A 17,817-nucleotide genomic window follows, 5' to 3' on the forward strand; every position below is an offset into this window, starting at 1 on the left:
GTCAGGACGTCGGTGCCTGCATCAACGCAGGTTGACCAGCGTCTGCAGGACCTGGTCCTGCGTCTTGATGGTCTGCGAGTTGGCCTGGTAGACGCGCTGCGCGGTCATCATGTTCACCAGCTCGGAGGTCAGGTCGACGTTGGATTCCTCCAGCGCGCCGGGGGTCAGCGAACCCAGGTTGCCGTCGCCCGGGACGCCGACGACCGGATCGCCCGACGAGTTGGTGCGCGCCCAGACGTTGCCGCCCAGCGGCTGCAGGCCCTGCGGGTTGCGGAAGTTGGCGAGCTCGACCTGGCCTGCCGGCTTGGATTCGCCGTTCGAATAACGGGCGGTGACGATGCCGTTGTCTTCCAGCTTGATGCCGACCAGCTGGCCCGGCGCGTAGCCATTCTGGTTCAGGTCGGTCACGGCGAAGTTGGAGCCGTTCTCGGTGGCCGAACGCAGGTCGAAGCTGATGCCCTTCACCGACGGATCGGACGGGTCCGCCGGCGGCGCCGGGATCGGCAGCGTCGGGGCGCCCTGCGAGTTCGTGCCGGCGGGGATCTTCAGGTTCAGGAACTCGCTCGGGCCGGGCGAGACCGGTTTGCCGCCGGTGGGCAGGAAGGTCATCTGCGTGAACGGCGTCAGCGGGTTGCCCTTGGCGGTGCCGTCGTCGGTCTCGATCGGGTTGCCCTGCGAGTCGAACTGCACGGCGCTGCCGTTGGCCGTCAGGTAGACGTTCCAGACGGTGTTGCCGTTGGCGTCGTCGTTGTTGGCGCGCTGGAAGTACATGGTCAGCGCGGTCGGCTGGCCCTTGGCGTCATACACCGTCATCGACGTCGCGTTGTTGTACGTCGTCGGGTCGTTCAGCGTGATGCCGGTCTTGTCGATCTTGGCCGAGTTCGGATCGGCCGGATCGGTCAGGTCGTAGGCGGCGGTCGGGCCGGCGCGGGAGTCCAGGTTGAACTCCATCTTGATGTCGCTGGTGACCTTGGGGTCGATGCCGCCGGTGGGCAGCTTCAGGCCCTGGGCCAGACCCGGCTGGATCACGCCGTTGGCGTCGGCGGGGTAGCCCATCAGCTTCAACTGGTCGTTGTTGACGATGTTGCCGTCCTTGTCGACCTTGAACTGCCCGTTGCGGGTGTACACCGTCGGGCTCTTGCCGTCGGACACCTGGAAGAAGCCGGCGCCGTTGATCGCCAGGTCCATCGGGTTCTCGGTGATCGAGATGTTGCCCTGCGTGAACTGCTGGGCCACCGTCTGGACCTGCACGCCGATGCCGACGTCGCTGGTGCCGGCGCCGTTGAGCGAGGCGGCGTACATGTCGGCGAACTCGGCCCGCGACGACTTCGCGCCGTAGGTCTGCGAGTTGGCGATGTTGTTGCCGATGACTTCCAGGTTCTTGCTGGAAGCGTTCAGTCCGGAGAGGCCTTGTTGGAAGCTCATGGTCGTGTCCTTGGGCGATTCAGGCGCGAATCTGCGGGGTAAAGCGGGGCGGGGCTGGGGCGGAACTGCTGGGATCAGCCCAGCGAGCGGACCTTGTCGTAATCGACCAGGCCGGAATTCTTGAGTTCGAGCTGCAGCGTGGCGCCGCTCGTGTTCACCGCGCGCACCGTGTCGCGGGTGAGAGTGGTGGCGGTGACCGGCGCGCTGGCGTTGGTCGCCGTGACGCGGAAGCTCAGGTTGGTGGTCTCGGTGGCCTTGGACGCGTCCCAGGTATAGGACTGCATGCCGGCCTTCATCTTGCCGAGGTCCTGCGTGGAGATCACCTCGCCGGCGCCGTTGAGGATCTCCAGCTTGACCGCGTCGGCGGCGCCGCCGAGGTCGAAGCTCATCGTGGATTTCCCGTCGGCGACGCTGATCTTGTTGCCGGGGACGGTGACGTCGCGGCCGACCAGGCTCACGCTCTGCAGCGCCTGCATCTGGCCGAACTGGCTGCCCAGGGCCTGGATGCTGCTGTTCAGGGTGCTCACGCCGGTGACGGTCTGGATCTGCGCCATCTGCGTCGTGACCGCGGCGTTGTCCATCGGGTTCATCGGGTCCTGGTTCTGCAGCTGCGCCACCAGCAGCTTCAGGAAACGGTCGGAGGTTTCCTGCGCGCTCGTGCCGGTCGCGCTCGCGGCGCCCGTGTTCGAGGCGGCGCCGGTCTTCGTGTTGTTGTTCAGGGCGGTGAAGTCCATGATGGGCGTTCCGTTGGGTTAGTCGGGAGGAGCGGGCGGTCAGCCCTGGCCCATCTGCAAGGTCTTGAGCAGCAGCGACTTGGCGGTGCCCATGACCTCGAGGTTGTTCTGGTATGAGCGGGAGGCGGAGATCATGTTGACCATCTCCTCGACGCTGTTCACGTTGCTGTAGGTGACGTAGCCGTCGGCGTCGGCCAGCTGGTGGCTCGGGTCGTGGATGCGGCGGCCGGGGGTCTGGTTCTCCTGGACGCCCACCACCTGCACGCCGACGTCGGTCTGGTCCATGCCGTTCTGCGCCAGCACGCTCTGGAACACGACCTGGCGTGCCTTGTACGCCTGGCCGTCCGGGCCGGCGACGGTGTCCGCGTTGGCCATGTTGCTGGCCACCGCGTTCAGGCGCTGGCTCTGCGCGCTGACCGCGCTGCCGCTGATGTGGAAGATGCTGAACATCGACATGACGGGCTCCTTGCTCTAGCGCTCTATCAGGAGGCGTTCGGCGACTTCATCGCGTCCAGCATCGTGCGGATGGAGCCGTTCAGGAACCGCAGCGAGGCCTCGTACTTCACCGTGTTGTCGGCGAAGCTGGCGCGCTCGCGGTCCATGTCGACCGTGTTGCTGTCCATGCTGGTCATCGAGCTCAGGCTGCTCTGCAGCGCGTTCTGGGTGCGCTGCGTCAGGGTCTGGTTGGAGTCCGAGGGGTTGGCCGCCGGGGAGGTCGCCGCGCGCAGCGCCTTGGCGAAGTCCATGTCCTTGGACTGGTAGCCCGGGGTGTCGGCGTTGGCGATGTTGCTGGCCAGCAGACGCTGACGCTCCGCCCGCAGGGTCAGCGCCTGGGACTGGAAGTTCATCGCGTCGGTCAGTTTGTTCAGCATGTCGTTTCTCCTTCGGACGGTCGGGGCGCGTCGGGACGGCCCGGTTCTGTCACGTTCGAGCATTGTGTTCAGCAGGTCCGAAAACATGAGCGCGATAAGACGGGTGATCCCGGCGCATTTCGAAGCCACCGGCGAGCCCCGGATCCGTACAGTTCCGACCCATGCCGCAAAGCTGCCCCTCCACCCATGCCCGCCACGCGCAGGCGCTGCCCGCCCTGCTGGCGGGGGCGCTGATGTCCGTGTGGCTGATGTTCGGGCTGGTGGACGAGGCCGACGCACAGACCGCGGCGCCGGTGCAGGTCGCCGTGGCGCCCAATATTTCTATTAGCGAACCTGGCAGCTCAGGCCTCGCCGCGCTGGACGCGACGCTGGAAGATCGCCTGCAGACGCTGGCGATGGCCGGGGCCCGCCAGGTGGCGCCCAACCAGGCGCGTGTGGAGATCGAGATCGGCAAGCTGGATCCGCGTCTGCGCCTGGCGCCCTGCGCGCAGATCCAGCCTTACCTGCCGCCCGGCACCAGGATGTGGGGTCGCAGCCGCCTGGGACTGCGCTGCGTCGCCGGCGTGACCAAGTGGAATGTGACGCTGCCGCTGACGATCAAGGTCTACGGCCAGGCCTTCGTCGCTGCCGCCGACCTGCCGACCGGCACGGTCCTGACTCAAGAACACTTCCGGCTGGCCGAAGTAGATATTGCCGGGGAGGCCGGCGCCATCTATACACAAGCGGATGGCTGGCTCGGACGCCACCTCGCCAAACCGGTTGCGGCCGGCCAGGCACTGCGCTCCGTCGACCTGAAACTGCGCCAATGGGTGCAGCCGGGCGACCGGGTGCAGGTGATGGCGACCGGCGATGGTTATGCGATCGCCGGCGAAGGCCAGGCGATGGGCGTCGGGCTGGAAGGCCAGGATGTCCGGGTACGCTTCGACAATGGCCGCATGGCCACCGGGCGTACGATCGGTGAACGACGGGTGGAGGTGGTACTGTGATGCCCTTCACCGAGAGACCTGTCTAATTTGTGAAGCGCGGCCCTCAAGTTCTGTCCAGGCGGGTCGATAAACCCGCTAATGGAAGGGTTCCGGAAGTTCTCGGGCCCATGGAGAAACACCATGAAGATCGGTAACAACGCTGACATCAACGCCTACTCGAAAGTCGGCGGCACTGCTGCCGGCGCGACCGAGGGCGGCGCCAAGACCGCCAAGGGCGGCGCCGCGGCCCCCTCGAACGAGGGATCCAAGGTCGAGCTGTCGAGCACCGCGAGCAGCTTGATCTCGGGCACCGGTTCGGACGACGGCAGCTTCGACGCCGAGAAGGTCGCCCGCATCGCCAGCGCGATCGAGAAGGGCGAGTTCAAGATCAACGCCGACGCGATCGCCGACAAGCTGATCGCCAACGCGTCCGAGATGCTGGGCCGCACCCAGCAGTCGCACTGAGTTGCGACCCACGACCCCAGCTTTCCCGGTGATGCCCATGACCGCCACGCCTCTGACCACGACCCCCGTCGACCTGGAGCAGCCGCTCCAGGACGTCGAAAGCTGCCTGAACCTGCTCGGTGACGCGCTGCATCGACGCGACTCGCAGGCGATCGAGCTGCACGCGGCGTCGCTGCACGCGGCCTTGGCCCGGGCGATCGAGCAGTTCAGCGCGGCCGCCCGTACCGGCACCGTGCCGCAGGGGCTGCGGACCCGCCTGATGCAGGCCGGCGGCCGTGTCGCCGCCCAGCGCGAATCGCTGGCCCGCGCCACCGCGGCGCTGGACCGCGCCATCGACGTGCTGATGCCCGGCGAGCCGAGCGGCCTGTACGGCGCTTCCGGCAAGAGCGAGCGCAAGTCGGGTCTGGGTGGAGCGATCCAGGCCTGAGCCCGGGTCCCCTCTCCAATGATGAAGGCCACGCAGTGCGTGGCCTTTTGCTTTTCAGGTCGGCGTCCGCGTGGCCTTGCGACGCAGGCAGTCCAGGTACACGTGGCCGTCCGGCGGCAGGCCGCTGCGCTGCGAGGTCCAGATCATCTCGCCCAGGCACTCCATCGCCTCATGGTGAGCCTCGTGCAGCGACTGGCGGCGGGCCGCCAGCAGGTCCAGCGCCTGGCGCACGCCGGTCGGCTGGTCGATCTGGTGCTGCTCCATCAGGCTCAGGTGCATGGACAGGTGCAGGAACGGATTCGTGCGGCCGTCCTCGACCGTGTAGACCGCCGCGAGCGCGGCGTCCTCGTCGGCGAGTTCGTCGTGGTACTCCGGATGCTGCTCGATCCAGTCCGAGGCGATCGCCTCCATCGGCGTCAGCGGCAGCTTGTCGCGGTACTTGCGGAAGGTCTGGCAGAAGAAGCGCCGGACCTCGAGTTGGGAAGGGGCAAACATAAGCGGCCGATTGTCGCCGGCCTCGTCAGGCCTTGTCCGGCAGGGGATGCTCGGACGTCCCCGGCGCGGCGCCCGGGGAGGCGCCCGGCGCCAGATGCGGCTCCTGCCAGGGGTTGCGGACCTTGCCCTCGGCCAGCGCCTTGCGCTCCGCCGCCAGCCGCTCCTCCAGCTGCTCGCGACCGCGCTTGGACATCGCGATCAGCGTGTCCAGGTCGCCGCGGTGAGGACGCAGTTCTTCGGTCTGCTCCACGGTGTGACGGCGGAAGCGCCACGCCATCTGCCGCGCCGCGTGCGGCTCCCAGCCCAGTTGCTGGAGCACGCTGCGGGCGCTCATCAGCGCGGAGTCCAGCGTCTCGCGTTCGATCAGCTCGACGCCCAGCTCGCGCAGCGCGTAGTAGTGCTGGACGTTGCGGGCCCGCGCGACGATGGTCAGGTGCGGGAAGTGCTGGCGCGCGATCTCCGCGATCTTCACGCTGTGGTTGAAGTCGTCGACCGCCAGCACCAGTACCTGCGCGTGCTGCGCGCCGGCGGTGCGCAGCAGTTCCAGCCGCGTCGCGTCGCCCCAGAACACCCGCCAGCCGAAGCGCCGCAGCGATTCCACGGTGTCGGCGTCGTGGTCCAGCACCGTCGCCGGGATGCCGTTGGCGAAGAGCATCCGTCCGATGATCTGCCCGTAGCGCCCGAAGCCCGCGATGATCACGGTGGACTCCTGCTGCTCGGTGAGCTCGTGCGGAGACTTGCGTTCGATCTGGCCGGCACGCCGCTGCGCCCAGGCCAGCAATGCCGGCGTGAGCGCCAGCGACAGCGCGACCGCCGCCACCAGCACCGAGCGCTGCGAGGCGTCCAGCAGCGTCGCCTGCTCGGCGAGCTGGAAGACGACGAAGCCGAACTCGCCGCCCTGCGCCAGCAGGATGACGAACACCGCGCGCTCCGGCCTGGGCAGGCCCATCGCACGGCCCAGCACTGCCAGCACCAGGCCCTTGCACAGCCACAGCGCGGCCAGCAGGCCGAGCACAGCCAACGGCTTCTGCCACAGCACCGTCAGGTCCAGACCCATGCCCACGGCGATGAAGAACATGCCGAGCAGCAGTCCCTTGAACGGCTCCAGGTCGGCCTCGAGCGCGCGGCGGTACTCGCTCTCGGCGAGCAGCACGCCGGCCGCGAAGGCGCCCAGCGCCATCGAGAGCCCGACCTTCTGCATCAGCATCGCCGCCGCCAGCACCAGCAGCAGCGAGGCGGCGGTGAAGATCTCCGGCGTGCCGCTGCGCGCGATCCAGCGCAGCAGCGGTCGCAGCAGCAGCCGGCCGCCGAGGACGATCAGCACCAGCGCTCCCAGCGCCAGCCAGATGCGGTAGCCGGAGTGCCCCGCCGCGGGCCGGCCCTGGCTGGCCAGGATGGGCACCAGCGCCAGCACCGGGATCGCGGCGATGTCCTGCAGCAGCGCGACGCTGATGACGCTCTGGCCCGCGCGCGTGTTGCCGAGGTTCTTCTCGCTGAGCGTGGCCAGCGCCACCGCCGTCGACGACATCGCCAGCCCCAGCGCCGCGATGACCGCGGCATGCCAGTCGGCGTCGAGGAAGAACGAGGGGATGAGCAGCAGCGCCGCGCAGCCCAGCATCTGCGCCGAGCCCCAGCCGAAGATCGGCCGGCGCATCGCCCACAGCCGCTTGGGCTCGAGTTCCAGGCCGACCAGGAACATCATCAGCACGACGCCGAATTCGCCGACCTCCAGCACCGTCGCCGGCTGGCTGATCAGCCCCAGCACCTGCGGGCCGAGCAGCACGCCCGCGACGAGGTAGCCCAGGATGGATCCCAGCTTCAGCCCGCGCGCCAGCGGCACCGCGAGCACCGCCGCCGCCAGCAGGACCAGTGGCGTGAGCAGCCAGTTGCCATGGGCGCCGTGCGCCGCGGCTTCCGTCGCCGTCACCGCGGCGGAGGCGGCGGCCATCGCGGCGGACGCCGCGTTCATCGGAGTGGAGACATCCATCAGACCGGCGCTCCTTCCTCGCGCACCGGGCGCTCGTCGTCGGGGACCGTTTCCTGGTCCGGCTCGGGCTGGTGCTCGCACCATTCGGGCAGCATGCGCAGGCCCTCGACGAAGGCCTGGACATGGGCCTGGACCTGCTCGGCCGACGCCTTCTGCGCGCCGTGCAGGATGAGCGGCGGCAGGAAGCGCATGCCGCACAGCGCGGCCGTCTGCGCGTAGGGCAGCAGGAAGTCGCCGACCGGATGGCGGTTGTAGCCCTCCGCGCTGTACGAGTGTTCGCTCCCTCCGGCGGAGGTCACCAGCCACAGCTCCTTGCCGTGCAGCGCGTGACCGGTCTGGCCGTAGGCGAAACCGACGCTCAGCACTTCGTCCACCCACAGCTTCATCAGCGCGGGCATGCCGTACCAGTGCATCGGATGCAGCCAGACCAGCATCTCGGCGTCGCGCAGCGCCTCCTGCTCGGCGTGCGTGTCGATCGAGTAGTCCGGGTAGAGCGCGTAGAGGTCGCGCACGCGGACGTTGGGCAGGCCGTGCGCGGCGGACAGCATCGCCCGCGTGACGCGGGAATGGGCCAGGTCCGGATGCGCGGCCAGGATGAGGATGGAGGAGGGGGCGCTCATGGCGGCCGATTTTGCGGCATCGCATAACATGCTGCGCACCTCATCGAGGAGAGGAGAGGCCATGCCGGTGATCCTGGTCGCCAACCCCAAGGGCGGGGTCGGCAAGAGCACGCTCGCGAGCAACATCGCGGGATTCCTGGCCCATCGCGGGCGCGCCGTCATGCTGGGCGACATCGACCGGCAGCAGTCCTCGGCGCGCTGGCTCGGGCAGCGGCCCGCGGCGCTGCCGGCGATCCGCGGCTGGGAACTGGCCTCGGTCGAGCAGCTGCGCACGCCCAAGGGTGTGTCGCACGCGGTGCTCGACACCCCCGCCGGCCTGCACGGCAAGAAGCTGGCGCAGGCGCTCAAGGTGGCGGACCGCGTGGTCATCCCGCTGCAGCCCAGCCTCTTTGACATCCAGGCGACATACGACTTCGTCCGGGAGCTGCAAGATGCATCCCAGGATCGTGGCAAGTCCGGCGGGCCCGACATCGTCCTGGTGGCGATGCGGGTGCGAGAGGGCACGCTGTCGCAGCAGCAGCTGCACCAGTTCATCGAGCAGCTCGGCCTGCCGCTGCTGGCCGAGTTGCGCGACACCCAGAACTACGTGCAGCTGGCCGCGCGCGGGCTGACGCTCTGGGACATCGCCCCGGGACGCGTGGCCCGCGATCTGGAACAGTGGCAACGACTCTGCGACTGGCTGGACCGGCCGGTGAAGGCGGGCAAGGACTGACCCCTTGCCCACTCACCCCGGGGCCTGCCGGCGCTGAAGACCTCAGAACGACAGGAGACCGGGATGCGGATGTTCGAGAAGCTGGAAGACCTGACGCCCCTCGTGGGGGAGGAGATCGGCGTGTCCGACTGGATCGCCGTGGATCAGGCGCGGATCCAGGCCTTCGCCGACGCGACCGAGGACCAGCAATGGATCCACACCGACCCGGCGCGCGCCGCCGAAGGTCCGTTCGGCGCGACCATCGCGCACGGTTTCCTGACGCTCAGCCTGCTGCCGCGTTTCTACGAGACCGCCTTCCGGGTGAGGGAGGTCCGCATGGGCATCAACTACGGCCTGGACCGTGTGCGGTTCCCGGCGCCGGTGCCGGTCGGCAGCCGGCTGCGCGGGCGCTTCGTGCTCAAGCGCCTGGATCTGGTCGACGGCGGCGTGCAGATGATGGTCGAGGTCACCGTCGAGCGCGAAGCCGGCGGGAAGCCGGTCTGCATCGCCGAATCGCTGACGCGACAGTACCGCTGACCGGCCTGCGCTGATCGACTTCCGCTGTCGCACCGGCGACGCCGAAGAGCCTGGGCGACGATCGCCCGACGCTGTCGTTTTGATCATTTTCGACGCGCGATCTATCCGTCGACACACTCGACGGACGGCCCTCACACGCCGATACCTCGATGTGCGAATACAAAATTCTCAGTTTGCCAATAGAACTTTCTACTGTTTCTGATGCCACCGTAAGGGGGAGTGCCCGCCCCGAAGTGGCCGCCTATGATCTTGACTTCGTTTGAAAGTTATTCGGTATGGCCGGTGGGGAGGCTCCCCTCGTCGCAGTCCGACCATCCAAGGAGAGACGCCCGTGAGGGTTTTGCTGATCGACGACCACCCGCTGATCCTGGCCGCGCTGCAGACTGTGATTCAAGGTCTGGGAGAAGATGTGCAGGTGCTGGGCGCCGACAGCGCGGCTCAGGCGCGCGATACGCTGAAATCGCGCCAGGACTTCGATCTGGTGCTGCTGGACCTGAACCTGGGCGACGCCAGCGGGTTCGACGTGCTGGAAGAATTCCGCGCGCAGTACCCGTCGCTGCCGGTGGTGGTGATCTCCGCCTCCGACCGCGCCAGTGACGTGATCCGCGCGATCGACCAGGGCGCGATGGGCTTCATCCCCAAGCGCACCGGCAACGACGTGCTGGCGCAGGCGCTGAAGCTGGTGATGTCGGGCGGGATCTACGTGCCGCCGATGTCGCTGGGCTCGGACGCGCCGCCGGAACCGGAACCGGTCGCCATCGCCGAGACCACGCCGAACGGCGCCAAGCTGCATCAGGTCCAGGCGCTGGCCAGCCAGGCCGGCTACCAGACCACGGCCGGGCTCGAAAGCCTGCAACTGACGCCGCGCCAGACCGACGTGCTGGCGCTCCTGCTGCAAGGCAAACCGAACAAGATCATCGCCCGCGAACTGGGCGTGTCGGTCGAGACGATCAAGGACCACGTCGCCGCGGTGCTGAAGGCGCTGGGCGTCAGCTCGCGCACACAGGCTGTGCTGGCCGTCGGTCAGATGGTCCAGCGGCAACCGAACGCCGCGTTCACCACCTTCCGCTGACGATCGCTGAAGCCAGGGCTTGCGCCCGCGCTCAAGGAACAACGCCGGGCTCGCCCCGGCGTTTCGCATGGTCGACGCTCAGGTGGGCGAGTAGGCCAGCCGCACGTAGATCGGCGCAAAGGCTTCCGCCTGCGTGATCTCGACCAGGCGCTCCCGCGCCAGCTCGAGCATCGCGATGAAGGACACGACGACCACCTGCGTGCCCTTGTCCAGCTCGAACAGGTCTTCGAATTCCACGAAACGCTGCCCCTGCAGCCGGCGCAGCAGGTGCGACATGTACTCGCGCACCGACAGATGCTCGCGCGAGATCTTGTGGTGCTGGTTGAGCTTGGCGCGGCGCATCAGGTCCGACCAGGCGGCGCGCAGGTCGTCGACGTGGACATCCGGCAACCGCGGCGCCAGCGACTGCTCGATGTGGATCTGCGCCCGCAGGAAGTCGCGCCCCAGCACCGGCATCTGGTCCAGCCGCATCGCGGCCTGCTTCATCTGCTCATACTCCAGCAGCCGGCGGACCAGTTCCGCGCGCGGATCTTCGGGCTCGCCGCCGTCGTCGGTCTTCTTGGGCGGCAGCAGCATCCGCGACTTGATCTCGATCAACATCGCGGCCATCAGCAGGTACTCGCTGGCCAGCTCGAGGTTGTGCTTGCGCAGCTGCTCGACGTAGCTCAGGTACTGCCGCGTCACCTCGGCCAGCGGGATGTCGAGGATGTTGAAGTTCTGCTTGCGGATCAGGTACAGCAGCAGGTCCAGCGGCCCCTGGAACGCCTCCAGGAACACCTCCAGCGCATCCGGCGGGATGTAGAGGTCCTGCGGCATGGCGAACAGCGGTTCGCCGTACAGCCGAGCCACGGCGACATGGTCGACCGCTTCAGGCGTGGAAGCGTCGCCGCCCTGATCCGCCGGAGGATCCGGCAGCGTCAGGGCGGTGTCGCGATGGTCGTCAGCGTTGCTCACGCAGGGAACGACGGGCGGGCGGCGAGGTCGGCAGGACCGGCGGCGTCAGATCACTCGGACTTGGTCTGGTAGACGTAGGCCTGCTGCGACACGCGCGCGTCGTTGTAGCCGGCCTGCGCCTGGCGGTCCTGCTCGCGGTCCCACAGCAGGGCGCGGCCGGCGCGCTGTTCGGCTTCCAGCGTCGGCTTCTTGGCCTTCAGCTCGTTGATGAACTGCGTGGCTTCGGATTCGTATTTCTTCCAGAACAGCGGCATGGTCGTCTCTTGATCGAATGTTCGAAAACTGGGGTGGATTCTAGGCGGTCGGTGTCGGCGGAGCCTGGGCTCAGCGCACACGCATGCCGGGTTGGGCGCCGGGGAAGGGTTCGAGCACGAAGATGCCCGGGTTCGCCTTCTCGTCCGCGTGGCTGGCGGCCAGCACCATGCCTTCGGAGATGCCGAATTTCATCTTGCGCGGCGCGAGGTTGGCGACCATCACGGTGAGCTTGCCCTCGAGCTGCTCCGGCCGATAGGCGCTGCGGATGCCGCTGAACACGTTGCGCAGGCGGCCTTCGCCGACGTCCAGCGTCAGGCGCAACAGCTTGTCCGAGCCGTCGACCAGTTCGGCCTTCACGATCTTGGCGATGCGCAGGTCGACCTTGGCGAAGTCGTCGATCTTGATCTCGGGCGCGAGCTCCTCGCCGCCAGGCACGACCTTGGGCGGCGCGGGCGGTTCGAACAGCGCTTCCAGCAGCTTCGGATCGACGCGCTGCATCAGGTGCTCGTAGCCGCCGATCTTGTGCGCGCCCAACGCGCGGTCGGCGTCGACGAAGGTCATCGGCGCGACCTGCAGGAAGGCCTCGACCTTCGCGACCAGCGCCGGCAGCACCGGCTTCAGGTAGATCGACAGCAGGCGGAAGGCCTCGATGCAGACGGTGCAGACGTCCTGCAGCACCTGGTCCTTGCCTTCGAGCTTGGCCAGGTCCCAGGGCTTGTTCTGGTCCACGTACTCGTTGACGCGGTCGGCCAGCAGCATGATCTCGCGCAGCGCCTTGCCGAACTCCCGGGTCTCGTACAGCTCGACGATCGTTCCCTTGTGCGCGCGCAGGCCGTCCAGCAGCGCGCGGCCCTCGACGCCCACGTCGGCCGACAGCTGGCCGCCGAAACGCTTGGACAGGAAACCCGCCGCGCGGCTGGCGATGTTGATGTACTTGCCGACCAGGTCCGAGTTGACGCGGGCGACGAAGTCCTCGGGGTTGAAGTCGACGTCCTCGACCCTGCTGTTGAGCTTGGCGGCGAGGTAGTAGCGCAGCCACTCCGGGTTCATGCCCAGTGACAGGTACTTCAGCGGATCCAGGCCGGTGCCGCGGCTCTTGGACATCTTCTCGCCGCCGTTGACGGTCAGGAAGCCGTGCACGAACACGTGGTTGGGCGTCTTGCGGCCGCTGAAGTGCAGCATCGCCGGCCAGAACAGGGTGTGGAAGTAGGTGATGTCCTTGCCGATGAAATGGATCTGCTCGGTGGACTCGTCCTTCACGAACGCGTCGAAGTCGCGGCCGGTCTTGCCGAAGTAGTTCTTCAGCGAGGCGAGGTAGCCGATCGGCGCGTCCAGCCAGACGTAGAAGTACTTGCCCGGCGCGTCGGGGATCTCGATCCCGAAGTAGGGCGCGTCGCGGCTGATGTCCCAGTCGCCCAGGCCGCCGTTGCCGTCCTCGTCCTTGGTGAACCACTCCTTGATCTTGTTGAGCACTTCCGGCTGCAGGCGGCCGGGCGCCTGCGTCCACTGCTCGAGGAACTCGACGCAGCGCGGGTCGGACAGCTTGAAGAAGTAGTGCTCCGAGCTCTTCATCACCGGCGTCGCGCCGGTCAGCACCGAGAACGGGTTCTTCAGCTCGGTCGGCGTGTAGACCGCGCCGCAGACCTCGCAGGAGTCGCCGTACTGGTCCTTCGCGCCGCACTTCGGGCACTCGCCCTTGATGAAGCGGTCGGGCAGGAACATCGATTTCTGCGGATCGAAGAACTGCTCGATGGTCTTCACCGAGATCAGCTCGTTGGCGCGCAGCGAGCGGTAGATCTCCTTGGACAGCTCGTGGTTCTCCGCGCCGTCGGTGGAGTGCCAGTTGTCGAAGCTGATGTGGAAGCCGTCCAGGTACTGCTGGCGGCCCGACGCGATGTCGGCGACGAACTGCTGCGGGCTCTTCCCGGCCTTCTCGGCCGCGATCATGATCGGCGCGCCGTGGGCGTCGTCGGCACAGACGAAGTGCACTTCGCTGCCCTGCATCCGCTGGAAGCGCACCCAGATGTCGGCCTGGGTGTACTCCATGATGTGGCCAATGTGGAAATTCGCATTGGCGTACGGGAGGGCGGTGGTGACGAAGAGCTTGCGGGTCATGGCGCTTTTCAGGGCTGCGGGGGGCCCCGGGGAACTCCCGGGGAACCGACCATTTTAGGCGCCGGAAACCGGCGCCGGGCGCGCCGCGTAACGCTGGGCCAGCCACGAGCACAGGATCAGCTGCAGCTGGTGATAGAACATGATCGGCAGGACGATCACGCCGACCGCCGGATGCGCGCCGAACAGCAGCTTGGCCATCGGCACGCCGGAGGCCAGCGTCTTCTTCGAGCCGCAGAACACCGCGGCGATCTCGTCCTCGACCGACAGGCCCATCGCGCGTGACGCCAGGCGGCTCAGCACGATCACCGCGGCCAGGAACAGCGCCGCGCCCAGGGCGGCCTTGACCAGCAGCTCCGCGCCGTGGTCGCGCCACAGGCCCGAGGCCACCGAGTCGCTGAAGGCCGACAGCACCAGCAGGATGATCACCCAGCGGTCGATCAGCGTGATGCGCGACTTGTAGCGCGTGTAGAAGCCCAGCAGCAGCGGGCGCAGCAGCTGGCCGGCCACGAGCGGAAGCAGCAGCAGCTGGGTGAGTTTCCAGACCGCCTCGCCGAAGGGCAGGGTGGCGCCGCTGGTGCCGGCCATCAGCGCGACCAGCAGCGGCGTCAGCACGATGCCCAGCAGACTGGAGACGCTGGCGTTGAAGATCGCGGCCGGCACGTTGCCCTTGGCCAGCACCGTCATCGCGACCGACGACGAGATCGTCGACGGCAGCGCGCAGAGGTAGGCGAAGCCCAGGGCCAGGTCTTGCGGCAGCCAGCGGCCGAACAGGGCGCTGAAGCCCCACCACAGCAGCGGGAAGAGCGCGTAGGTGCTGAGCTGCACCAGCACGTGGACCTTCCACTTGAGCGCGCCGTCGCGCAGCGCGGCGGCGGACAGTCCCAGCCCGGTCAGGAAGAACACCAGCGCCACGCCCCAGTTGCTGACCACCTCCAGCCGCAGCAGGCCGCCGCTGCGGCCGAGGTCGGGCCAGAAACTGGCCAGCGCCACCGCGCCAACCAGCGCCAGCAGAAACCATTCCTTGCGGAACCAGGACCGGATACCCATCGCCAACCTTTCGCCGGCGCGGGGCCGGCACGTCACAACCATCGGGAGAAACAGGAAAAACAGGAGAAACAGGGACGAGGCCGGAACTCTATCGGGCCCGTGACTTGCCCACCTGTCATTGGCCTTGCCGCGCCTTGATTTCTCCGTCCGGGGAAACGCTGGTCGCCCCGGATGTCGGATTCGTGACGCGTGCTGGTGCGTTCATGACGACATACGCACGCTTGGGCGAACCGGCGATCGGCAGATCTGACCGTATTTGTAACGGACGACGGGTCTGCAACGGGTTCGTGGCATGGCTCAGACACCCTCCGGCATCCCGCTGAAGAGGTAGATGACCTCGTCCGGCGGTTCAAGGAGTGACGCTAAATGCTTGATTTCAAAGACCCCGGAAAGCTATCCACCGAGACTGTGGATAACTGTGTGGGAAACCTGCCGGGGATTGCTCTAAACCCTTGATCGACGGACCCCCGAGGTTCCGTGCCTCATTTCCGGGCAAGCGAAATCGCGCTATATGAATCAATGACTTGGCGGCGTCCCGGGAAAACGAGCAGCTGCGATGCAGCAGCGGGGTGCGGGAGACCGGTGGAGCGGCTGAATGGGGATAAGTCAAGCCCCGCATCCTCGAATTTTGGGTTGACAACCCTCCGATGACACCGGAAGAGGCGACCGGACGGTAGCGCTGTCTTCCCTCCGGACGGAGGATCTATCCCCCGCTCCTGTGGACAAGCATGTGTGTCACCTGGCGATCACGCTTGCAAGTGCTTGTCACGAGCGGTATTCCGGTGGTTTGCTCGAAAATGAGGCAATCCTCGACCGATCCACGAGCGATCCGCGACCGGTTCATGACGATGCGCGGGCGCGACATGACAAGCCCGCGACAGGGGCCTGATGGCTTTCGGGGGCGCGCGGGCTGGGCAGGCCCCTAAAGGGAGGCCTTCGCGCACCGCTAAAATCCGCGACTTTGCAAACGCATTCCTCATTTCTTTCATGACGCAGGCAGTGGCGGGCAATTCATCCGGGCGATCGTCCGCCGGCAAGACGCCGGAACTTTTTGAACTGAAGAGCGCCTCGCTGAGCCTGCTCGCTTTCGTCCTGAAGACGGCCGATCCGGCCGCGCTCGACGCGGAGCTCCAGGCCAAGCTGGGCGAGACGCCCGACGCGTTCCACCACGATCCGCTGCTGCTGGACCTGAGTCAGCTGCCGGCGGCCGTGTCGGCGGACGATGCCGCGGATGGGGCCGGGTCGACGGGGCAGGGCGGGGAACCGATTCCGCCCGCCGACGGTCAGGGCCAATTGAGCCTGGAAGCCGAGGCGCCCGCCGTCGTCGACACCCTCGAACCCGTTGCCCGCGTGGACATCGCCGCCGTGCTGCCGCTGCTGCGTCGTCACCGGCTGCAGCCGGTGGGCGTGATCGGCGCGAACGCGGCGGAACTCGCGCAGGCGGCCGAACTGGGTCTGGCCGAGGCGCCCGACCAGCCGGTGCGTGCCGAACGCGATGCACGTGAACCGCGCGAACCGCGCGTCGAAAAGGTCGTCCAGCAGGTCATCAAGGAAGTCATCGTCGAGCGTCCGGTGGAAGTGCCGGTGCCGACGGAGGCCAAGACCGTCTACGTCGACAAGCCGCTGCGCTCCGGCCAGCAGGTCTACGCCAAGGGCGCCGACCTCGTGGTGCTGGCGGCGGTGAACCACGGCGCCGAAGTCATCGCCGACGGCAGCATCCATGTCTACGCGCCGCTGCGCGGCAAGGCGATCGCGGGCGCGCGCGGCAACACGGACGCGCGCATCTTCGCGCAGCAGCTCGAGGCCGAGCTGATCGCCATCGCCGGCATCTACCGCACCAGCGAAAACCCGCTGCCGGACAACGTGCGCGGCAAGGCCGCGCAGGTCCGCCTGGACGGCGAAAAACTGCTGATGGAGCCGCTGGGCGTCTGAGCCCGCGGATCCTCCCAACCAGACACTCTGAAAAAGGACCTAGCCCCATGACCAAGATCGTTGTGGTGACTTCCGGCAAGGGCGGCGTCGGCAAGACCACCACCAGTGCCAGCTTTGCCACCGGCCTCGCGATGCGCGGCTACAAGACCGCGGTCATCGACTTCGACGTCGGCCTGCGCAACCTCGACCTGATCATGGGCTGCGAGCGCCGCGTCGTGTACGACCTGATCAACGTCATCAACGACGAGATCAAGCTCAGCCAGGCGCTGATCAAGGACAAGCAGCTGGACAAGCTGTTCATCCTGGCCGCCTCGCAGACGCGCGACAAGGACGCGCTGAAGCAGGAAGGCGTCGAGCGTGTGCTGGAAGAACTCAAGGCGATGGAGTTCGACTTCATCGTCTGCGACTCGCCGGCCGGCATCGAGACGGGCGCGCTGATGGCCATGCACTACGCCGACGAGGCGCTGGTCGTGACCAACCCCGAGGTCTCCTCGGTGCGCGACAGCGACCGCATCCTGGGCATGCTCAACAGCAAGACCAAACGCGCGATCGAAGGCAAGGAGCCCGTCAAGGAGCACCTGCTGATCACGCGCTACAACCCCAACCGGGTCGAGGGCGGACAGATGCTGTCGCTCGAGGACATCCACGAGATCCTGCGCACGCCGCTGATCGGCGTGATCCCGGAAAGCGAAGTGGTGCTGCAGGCGTCCAACCAGGGTCTGCCGGCGATCCACATGAAGGGAACGGATGTTGCCGAGGCCTACGCCGACGTCATCGCCCGCTTCCTGGGCGAGGACAAGCCGATGCGTTTCGTCGAGGCCGTGAAGCCGGGCTTCTTCAAGCGTCTGTTCAGCCGCTGACACCCGAGGGAGAGACCATGGGATTCATGTCCTTCTTCCTGGGCGAGAAGAAAAGCACCGCCAGCGTCGCCAAGGAGCGCCTGCAGCTGATCCTCGCCCATGAACGCAACGGTCGTGGCGCGAGCCCCGACTACCTGCCGCAACTGCAGCGCGAGCTGCTCGCGGTCATCTCGAAGTACGTCTCCATCAACCCGGACGACATCAAGGTCCACATGGAACGCCAGGACGACCTCGAAGTCCTGGAGGTCAAGATCGAGTTGCCGGAAGGCCGCAAGCTCTGACCCCACCGCACCCACTCCCCGCACTCCGCCTCTGAGTAGTCCTCGATCCGGAGGCTGCGGGCGCCGGGGGGCCGGCCGCGAGG

The 17,817-nt window shown here is 67.3% G+C and carries 20 protein-coding genes; 9 read left to right on the plus strand and 11 right to left on the minus strand.

What is annotated here, in order from left to right:
• Positions 1 to 21: 21 nt before the first annotated feature.
• The 4 genes from flgE to flgB form a co-directional block, all read right to left on the minus strand.
• Positions 22 to 1,425, minus strand: a complete 1,404-nt coding sequence (flgE, locus tag VF536_RS11310; protein WP_331614950.1) for a flagellar hook protein FlgE — start codon at positions 1,423 to 1,425, stop codon at positions 22 to 24.
• Positions 1,426 to 1,499: 74 nt separating this feature from the next.
• Positions 1,500 to 2,159 (minus strand): flagellar hook assembly protein FlgD, encoded by a 660-nt coding sequence (locus VF536_RS11315; RefSeq protein WP_331614951.1) that lies wholly within the window; start codon positions 2,157 to 2,159, stop codon positions 1,500 to 1,502.
• A gap of 39 nt (positions 2,160 to 2,198) precedes the next feature.
• Positions 2,199 to 2,615 (minus strand): flagellar basal body rod protein FlgC, encoded by a 417-nt coding sequence (gene flgC, locus VF536_RS11320; protein ID WP_297526474.1) that lies wholly within the window; start codon positions 2,613 to 2,615, stop codon positions 2,199 to 2,201.
• A 26-nt stretch (positions 2,616 to 2,641) separates the two neighbouring features.
• Complete coding sequence (flgB, locus tag VF536_RS11325; protein ID WP_297526472.1) at positions 2,642 to 3,031, minus strand: flagellar basal body rod protein FlgB; 390 nt, start codon at positions 3,029 to 3,031, stop codon at positions 2,642 to 2,644.
• A gap of 161 nt (positions 3,032 to 3,192) precedes the next feature.
• Here flgB and flgA point away from each other — a divergent pair, with 161 nt between their 5' ends.
• The 3 genes from flgA (at position 3,193) to VF536_RS11340 (ending at position 4,888) form a co-directional block, all read left to right on the plus strand.
• Positions 3,193 to 4,017: a flagellar basal body P-ring formation chaperone FlgA gene (gene flgA, locus VF536_RS11330; protein ID WP_331614952.1), complete on the plus strand. Its 825-nt coding sequence runs from the start codon at positions 3,193 to 3,195 to the stop codon at positions 4,015 to 4,017.
• 120 nt (positions 4,018 to 4,137) lie between these two features.
• Entirely contained in the window at positions 4,138 to 4,461 is a 324-nt protein-coding gene (gene flgM, locus VF536_RS11335) for a flagellar biosynthesis anti-sigma factor FlgM (protein WP_331614953.1), read from the plus strand.
• A gap of 37 nt (positions 4,462 to 4,498) precedes the next feature.
• Entirely contained in the window at positions 4,499 to 4,888 is a 390-nt protein-coding gene (locus VF536_RS11340; protein WP_297526466.1) for a hypothetical protein, read from the plus strand.
• A 54-nt stretch (positions 4,889 to 4,942) separates the two neighbouring features.
• Here the strand turns inward: VF536_RS11340 and VF536_RS11345 are convergent, their stop codons facing one another.
• The 3 genes from VF536_RS11345 to VF536_RS11355 are packed head-to-tail and all read right to left on the minus strand — an operon-like array spanning position 4,943 to position 7,990.
• Positions 4,943 to 5,383 carry a DUF1841 family protein gene (locus VF536_RS11345; RefSeq protein ID WP_331614954.1) on the minus strand — a complete coding sequence of 147 codons (441 nt, stop codon included), beginning with the start codon at positions 5,381 to 5,383 and terminating at the stop codon, positions 4,943 to 4,945.
• A gap of 25 nt (positions 5,384 to 5,408) precedes the next feature.
• Positions 5,409 to 7,370 (minus strand): glutathione-regulated potassium-efflux system protein KefC, encoded by a 1,962-nt coding sequence (gene kefC, locus VF536_RS11350; RefSeq protein WP_331614955.1) that lies wholly within the window; start codon positions 7,368 to 7,370, stop codon positions 5,409 to 5,411.
• Complete coding sequence (locus VF536_RS11355) at positions 7,370 to 7,990, minus strand: NAD(P)H-dependent oxidoreductase (RefSeq protein ID WP_331614956.1); 621 nt, start codon at positions 7,988 to 7,990, stop codon at positions 7,370 to 7,372. Before VF536_RS11355 ends, kefC begins: the two co-directional genes overlap by 1 nt.
• A 61-nt stretch (positions 7,991 to 8,051) precedes the next feature.
• Here VF536_RS11355 and VF536_RS11360 point away from each other — a divergent pair, with 61 nt between their 5' ends.
• The 3 genes from VF536_RS11360 to VF536_RS11370 all read left to right on the plus strand — a co-directional run bounded on the left by VF536_RS11360 (position 8,052) and on the right by VF536_RS11370 (position 10,290).
• Positions 8,052 to 8,702: a ParA family protein gene (locus VF536_RS11360; protein WP_331614957.1), complete on the plus strand. Its 651-nt coding sequence runs from the start codon at positions 8,052 to 8,054 to the stop codon at positions 8,700 to 8,702.
• 63 nt (positions 8,703 to 8,765) lie between these two features.
• A complete protein-coding gene (locus VF536_RS11365; RefSeq protein ID WP_331614958.1) occupies positions 8,766 to 9,218 on the plus strand; it encodes a MaoC family dehydratase in 453 nt (150 codons plus the stop codon).
• Positions 9,219 to 9,549: 331 nt separating this feature from the next.
• Positions 9,550 to 10,290: a response regulator transcription factor gene (locus VF536_RS11370; RefSeq protein WP_331614959.1), complete on the plus strand. Its 741-nt coding sequence runs from the start codon at positions 9,550 to 9,552 to the stop codon at positions 10,288 to 10,290.
• Positions 10,291 to 10,368: 78 nt separating this feature from the next.
• Here the strand turns inward: VF536_RS11370 and VF536_RS11375 are convergent, their stop codons facing one another.
• The 4 genes from VF536_RS11375 to VF536_RS11390 form a co-directional block, all read right to left on the minus strand.
• A complete protein-coding gene (locus VF536_RS11375; RefSeq protein WP_331614964.1) occupies positions 10,369 to 11,211 on the minus strand; it encodes a ScpA family protein in 843 nt (280 codons plus the stop codon).
• 83 nt (positions 11,212 to 11,294) lie between these two features.
• The gene (locus tag VF536_RS11380; RefSeq protein WP_331614960.1) at positions 11,295 to 11,498 is read right to left on the minus strand and encodes a DUF3460 family protein; all 204 of its coding nucleotides are present in this window, start codon (positions 11,496 to 11,498) and stop codon (positions 11,295 to 11,297) included.
• Between the two features lie 70 nt (positions 11,499 to 11,568).
• Positions 11,569 to 13,614: a methionine--tRNA ligase gene (gene metG, locus VF536_RS11385; protein ID WP_331614961.1), complete on the minus strand. Its 2,046-nt coding sequence runs from the start codon at positions 13,612 to 13,614 to the stop codon at positions 11,569 to 11,571.
• Positions 13,615 to 13,668: 54 nt separating this feature from the next.
• The gene (locus VF536_RS11390; RefSeq protein ID WP_331614962.1) at positions 13,669 to 14,661 is read right to left on the minus strand and encodes a bile acid:sodium symporter family protein; all 993 of its coding nucleotides are present in this window, start codon (positions 14,659 to 14,661) and stop codon (positions 13,669 to 13,671) included.
• Between the two features lie 987 nt (positions 14,662 to 15,648).
• On the opposite strand from VF536_RS11390, the gene minC reads away from it, so the two are divergent.
• The 3 genes from minC to minE are packed head-to-tail and all read left to right on the plus strand — an operon-like array spanning position 15,649 to position 17,734.
• Entirely contained in the window at positions 15,649 to 16,593 is a 945-nt protein-coding gene (gene minC / locus VF536_RS11395) for a septum site-determining protein MinC (protein WP_331614963.1), read from the plus strand.
• Positions 16,594 to 16,640: 47 nt separating this feature from the next.
• On the plus strand, positions 16,641 to 17,453 hold the full coding sequence (gene minD, locus VF536_RS11400; protein WP_297526444.1) for a septum site-determining protein MinD: 813 nt from the start codon (positions 16,641 to 16,643) through the stop codon (positions 17,451 to 17,453).
• Between the two features lie 17 nt (positions 17,454 to 17,470).
• The gene (gene minE / locus VF536_RS11405) at positions 17,471 to 17,734 is read left to right on the plus strand and encodes a cell division topological specificity factor MinE (RefSeq protein ID WP_088403459.1); all 264 of its coding nucleotides are present in this window, start codon (positions 17,471 to 17,473) and stop codon (positions 17,732 to 17,734) included.
• Positions 17,735 to 17,817 lie beyond the last annotated feature (83 nt).

The organism is Roseateles sp., assembly GCF_036486225.1.
Classification (GTDB): Bacteria; Pseudomonadota; Gammaproteobacteria; order Burkholderiales; family Burkholderiaceae_C; genus Roseateles.

Coding starts and splice junctions, on each gene's coding strand:
- flgE (WP_331614950.1), bottom strand. CDS start 1,425: ATGAGCTTCCAACAAGGCCTCTCCGGACTGAACGCTTCCAGCAAGAAC.
- VF536_RS11315 (WP_331614951.1), bottom strand. CDS start 2,159: ATGGACTTCACCGCCCTGAACAACAACACGAAGACCGGCGCCGCCTCG.
- flgC (WP_297526474.1), bottom strand. CDS start 2,615: ATGTCGATGTTCAGCATCTTCCACATCAGCGGCAGCGCGGTCAGCGCG.
- flgB (WP_297526472.1), bottom strand. CDS start 3,031: ATGCTGAACAAACTGACCGACGCGATGAACTTCCAGTCCCAGGCGCTG.
- flgA (WP_331614952.1), top strand. CDS start 3,193: ATGCCGCAAAGCTGCCCCTCCACCCATGCCCGCCACGCGCAGGCGCTG.
- flgM (WP_331614953.1), top strand. CDS start 4,138: ATGAAGATCGGTAACAACGCTGACATCAACGCCTACTCGAAAGTCGGC.
- VF536_RS11340 (WP_297526466.1), top strand. CDS start 4,499: ATGACCGCCACGCCTCTGACCACGACCCCCGTCGACCTGGAGCAGCCG.
- VF536_RS11345 (WP_331614954.1), bottom strand. CDS start 5,383: ATGTTTGCCCCTTCCCAACTCGAGGTCCGGCGCTTCTTCTGCCAGACC.
- kefC (WP_331614955.1), bottom strand. CDS start 7,370: ATGGATGTCTCCACTCCGATGAACGCGGCGTCCGCCGCGATGGCCGCC.
- VF536_RS11355 (WP_331614956.1), bottom strand. CDS start 7,990: ATGAGCGCCCCCTCCTCCATCCTCATCCTGGCCGCGCATCCGGACCTG.
- VF536_RS11360 (WP_331614957.1), top strand. CDS start 8,052: ATGCCGGTGATCCTGGTCGCCAACCCCAAGGGCGGGGTCGGCAAGAGC.
- VF536_RS11365 (WP_331614958.1), top strand. CDS start 8,766: ATGCGGATGTTCGAGAAGCTGGAAGACCTGACGCCCCTCGTGGGGGAG.
- VF536_RS11380 (WP_331614960.1), bottom strand. CDS start 11,498: ATGCCGCTGTTCTGGAAGAAATACGAATCCGAAGCCACGCAGTTCATC.
- metG (WP_331614961.1), bottom strand. CDS start 13,614: ATGACCCGCAAGCTCTTCGTCACCACCGCCCTCCCGTACGCCAATGCG.
- VF536_RS11390 (WP_331614962.1), bottom strand. CDS start 14,661: ATGGGTATCCGGTCCTGGTTCCGCAAGGAATGGTTTCTGCTGGCGCTG.
- minC (WP_331614963.1), top strand. CDS start 15,649: ATGACGCAGGCAGTGGCGGGCAATTCATCCGGGCGATCGTCCGCCGGC.
- minD (WP_297526444.1), top strand. CDS start 16,641: ATGACCAAGATCGTTGTGGTGACTTCCGGCAAGGGCGGCGTCGGCAAG.
- minE (WP_088403459.1), top strand. CDS start 17,471: ATGGGATTCATGTCCTTCTTCCTGGGCGAGAAGAAAAGCACCGCCAGC.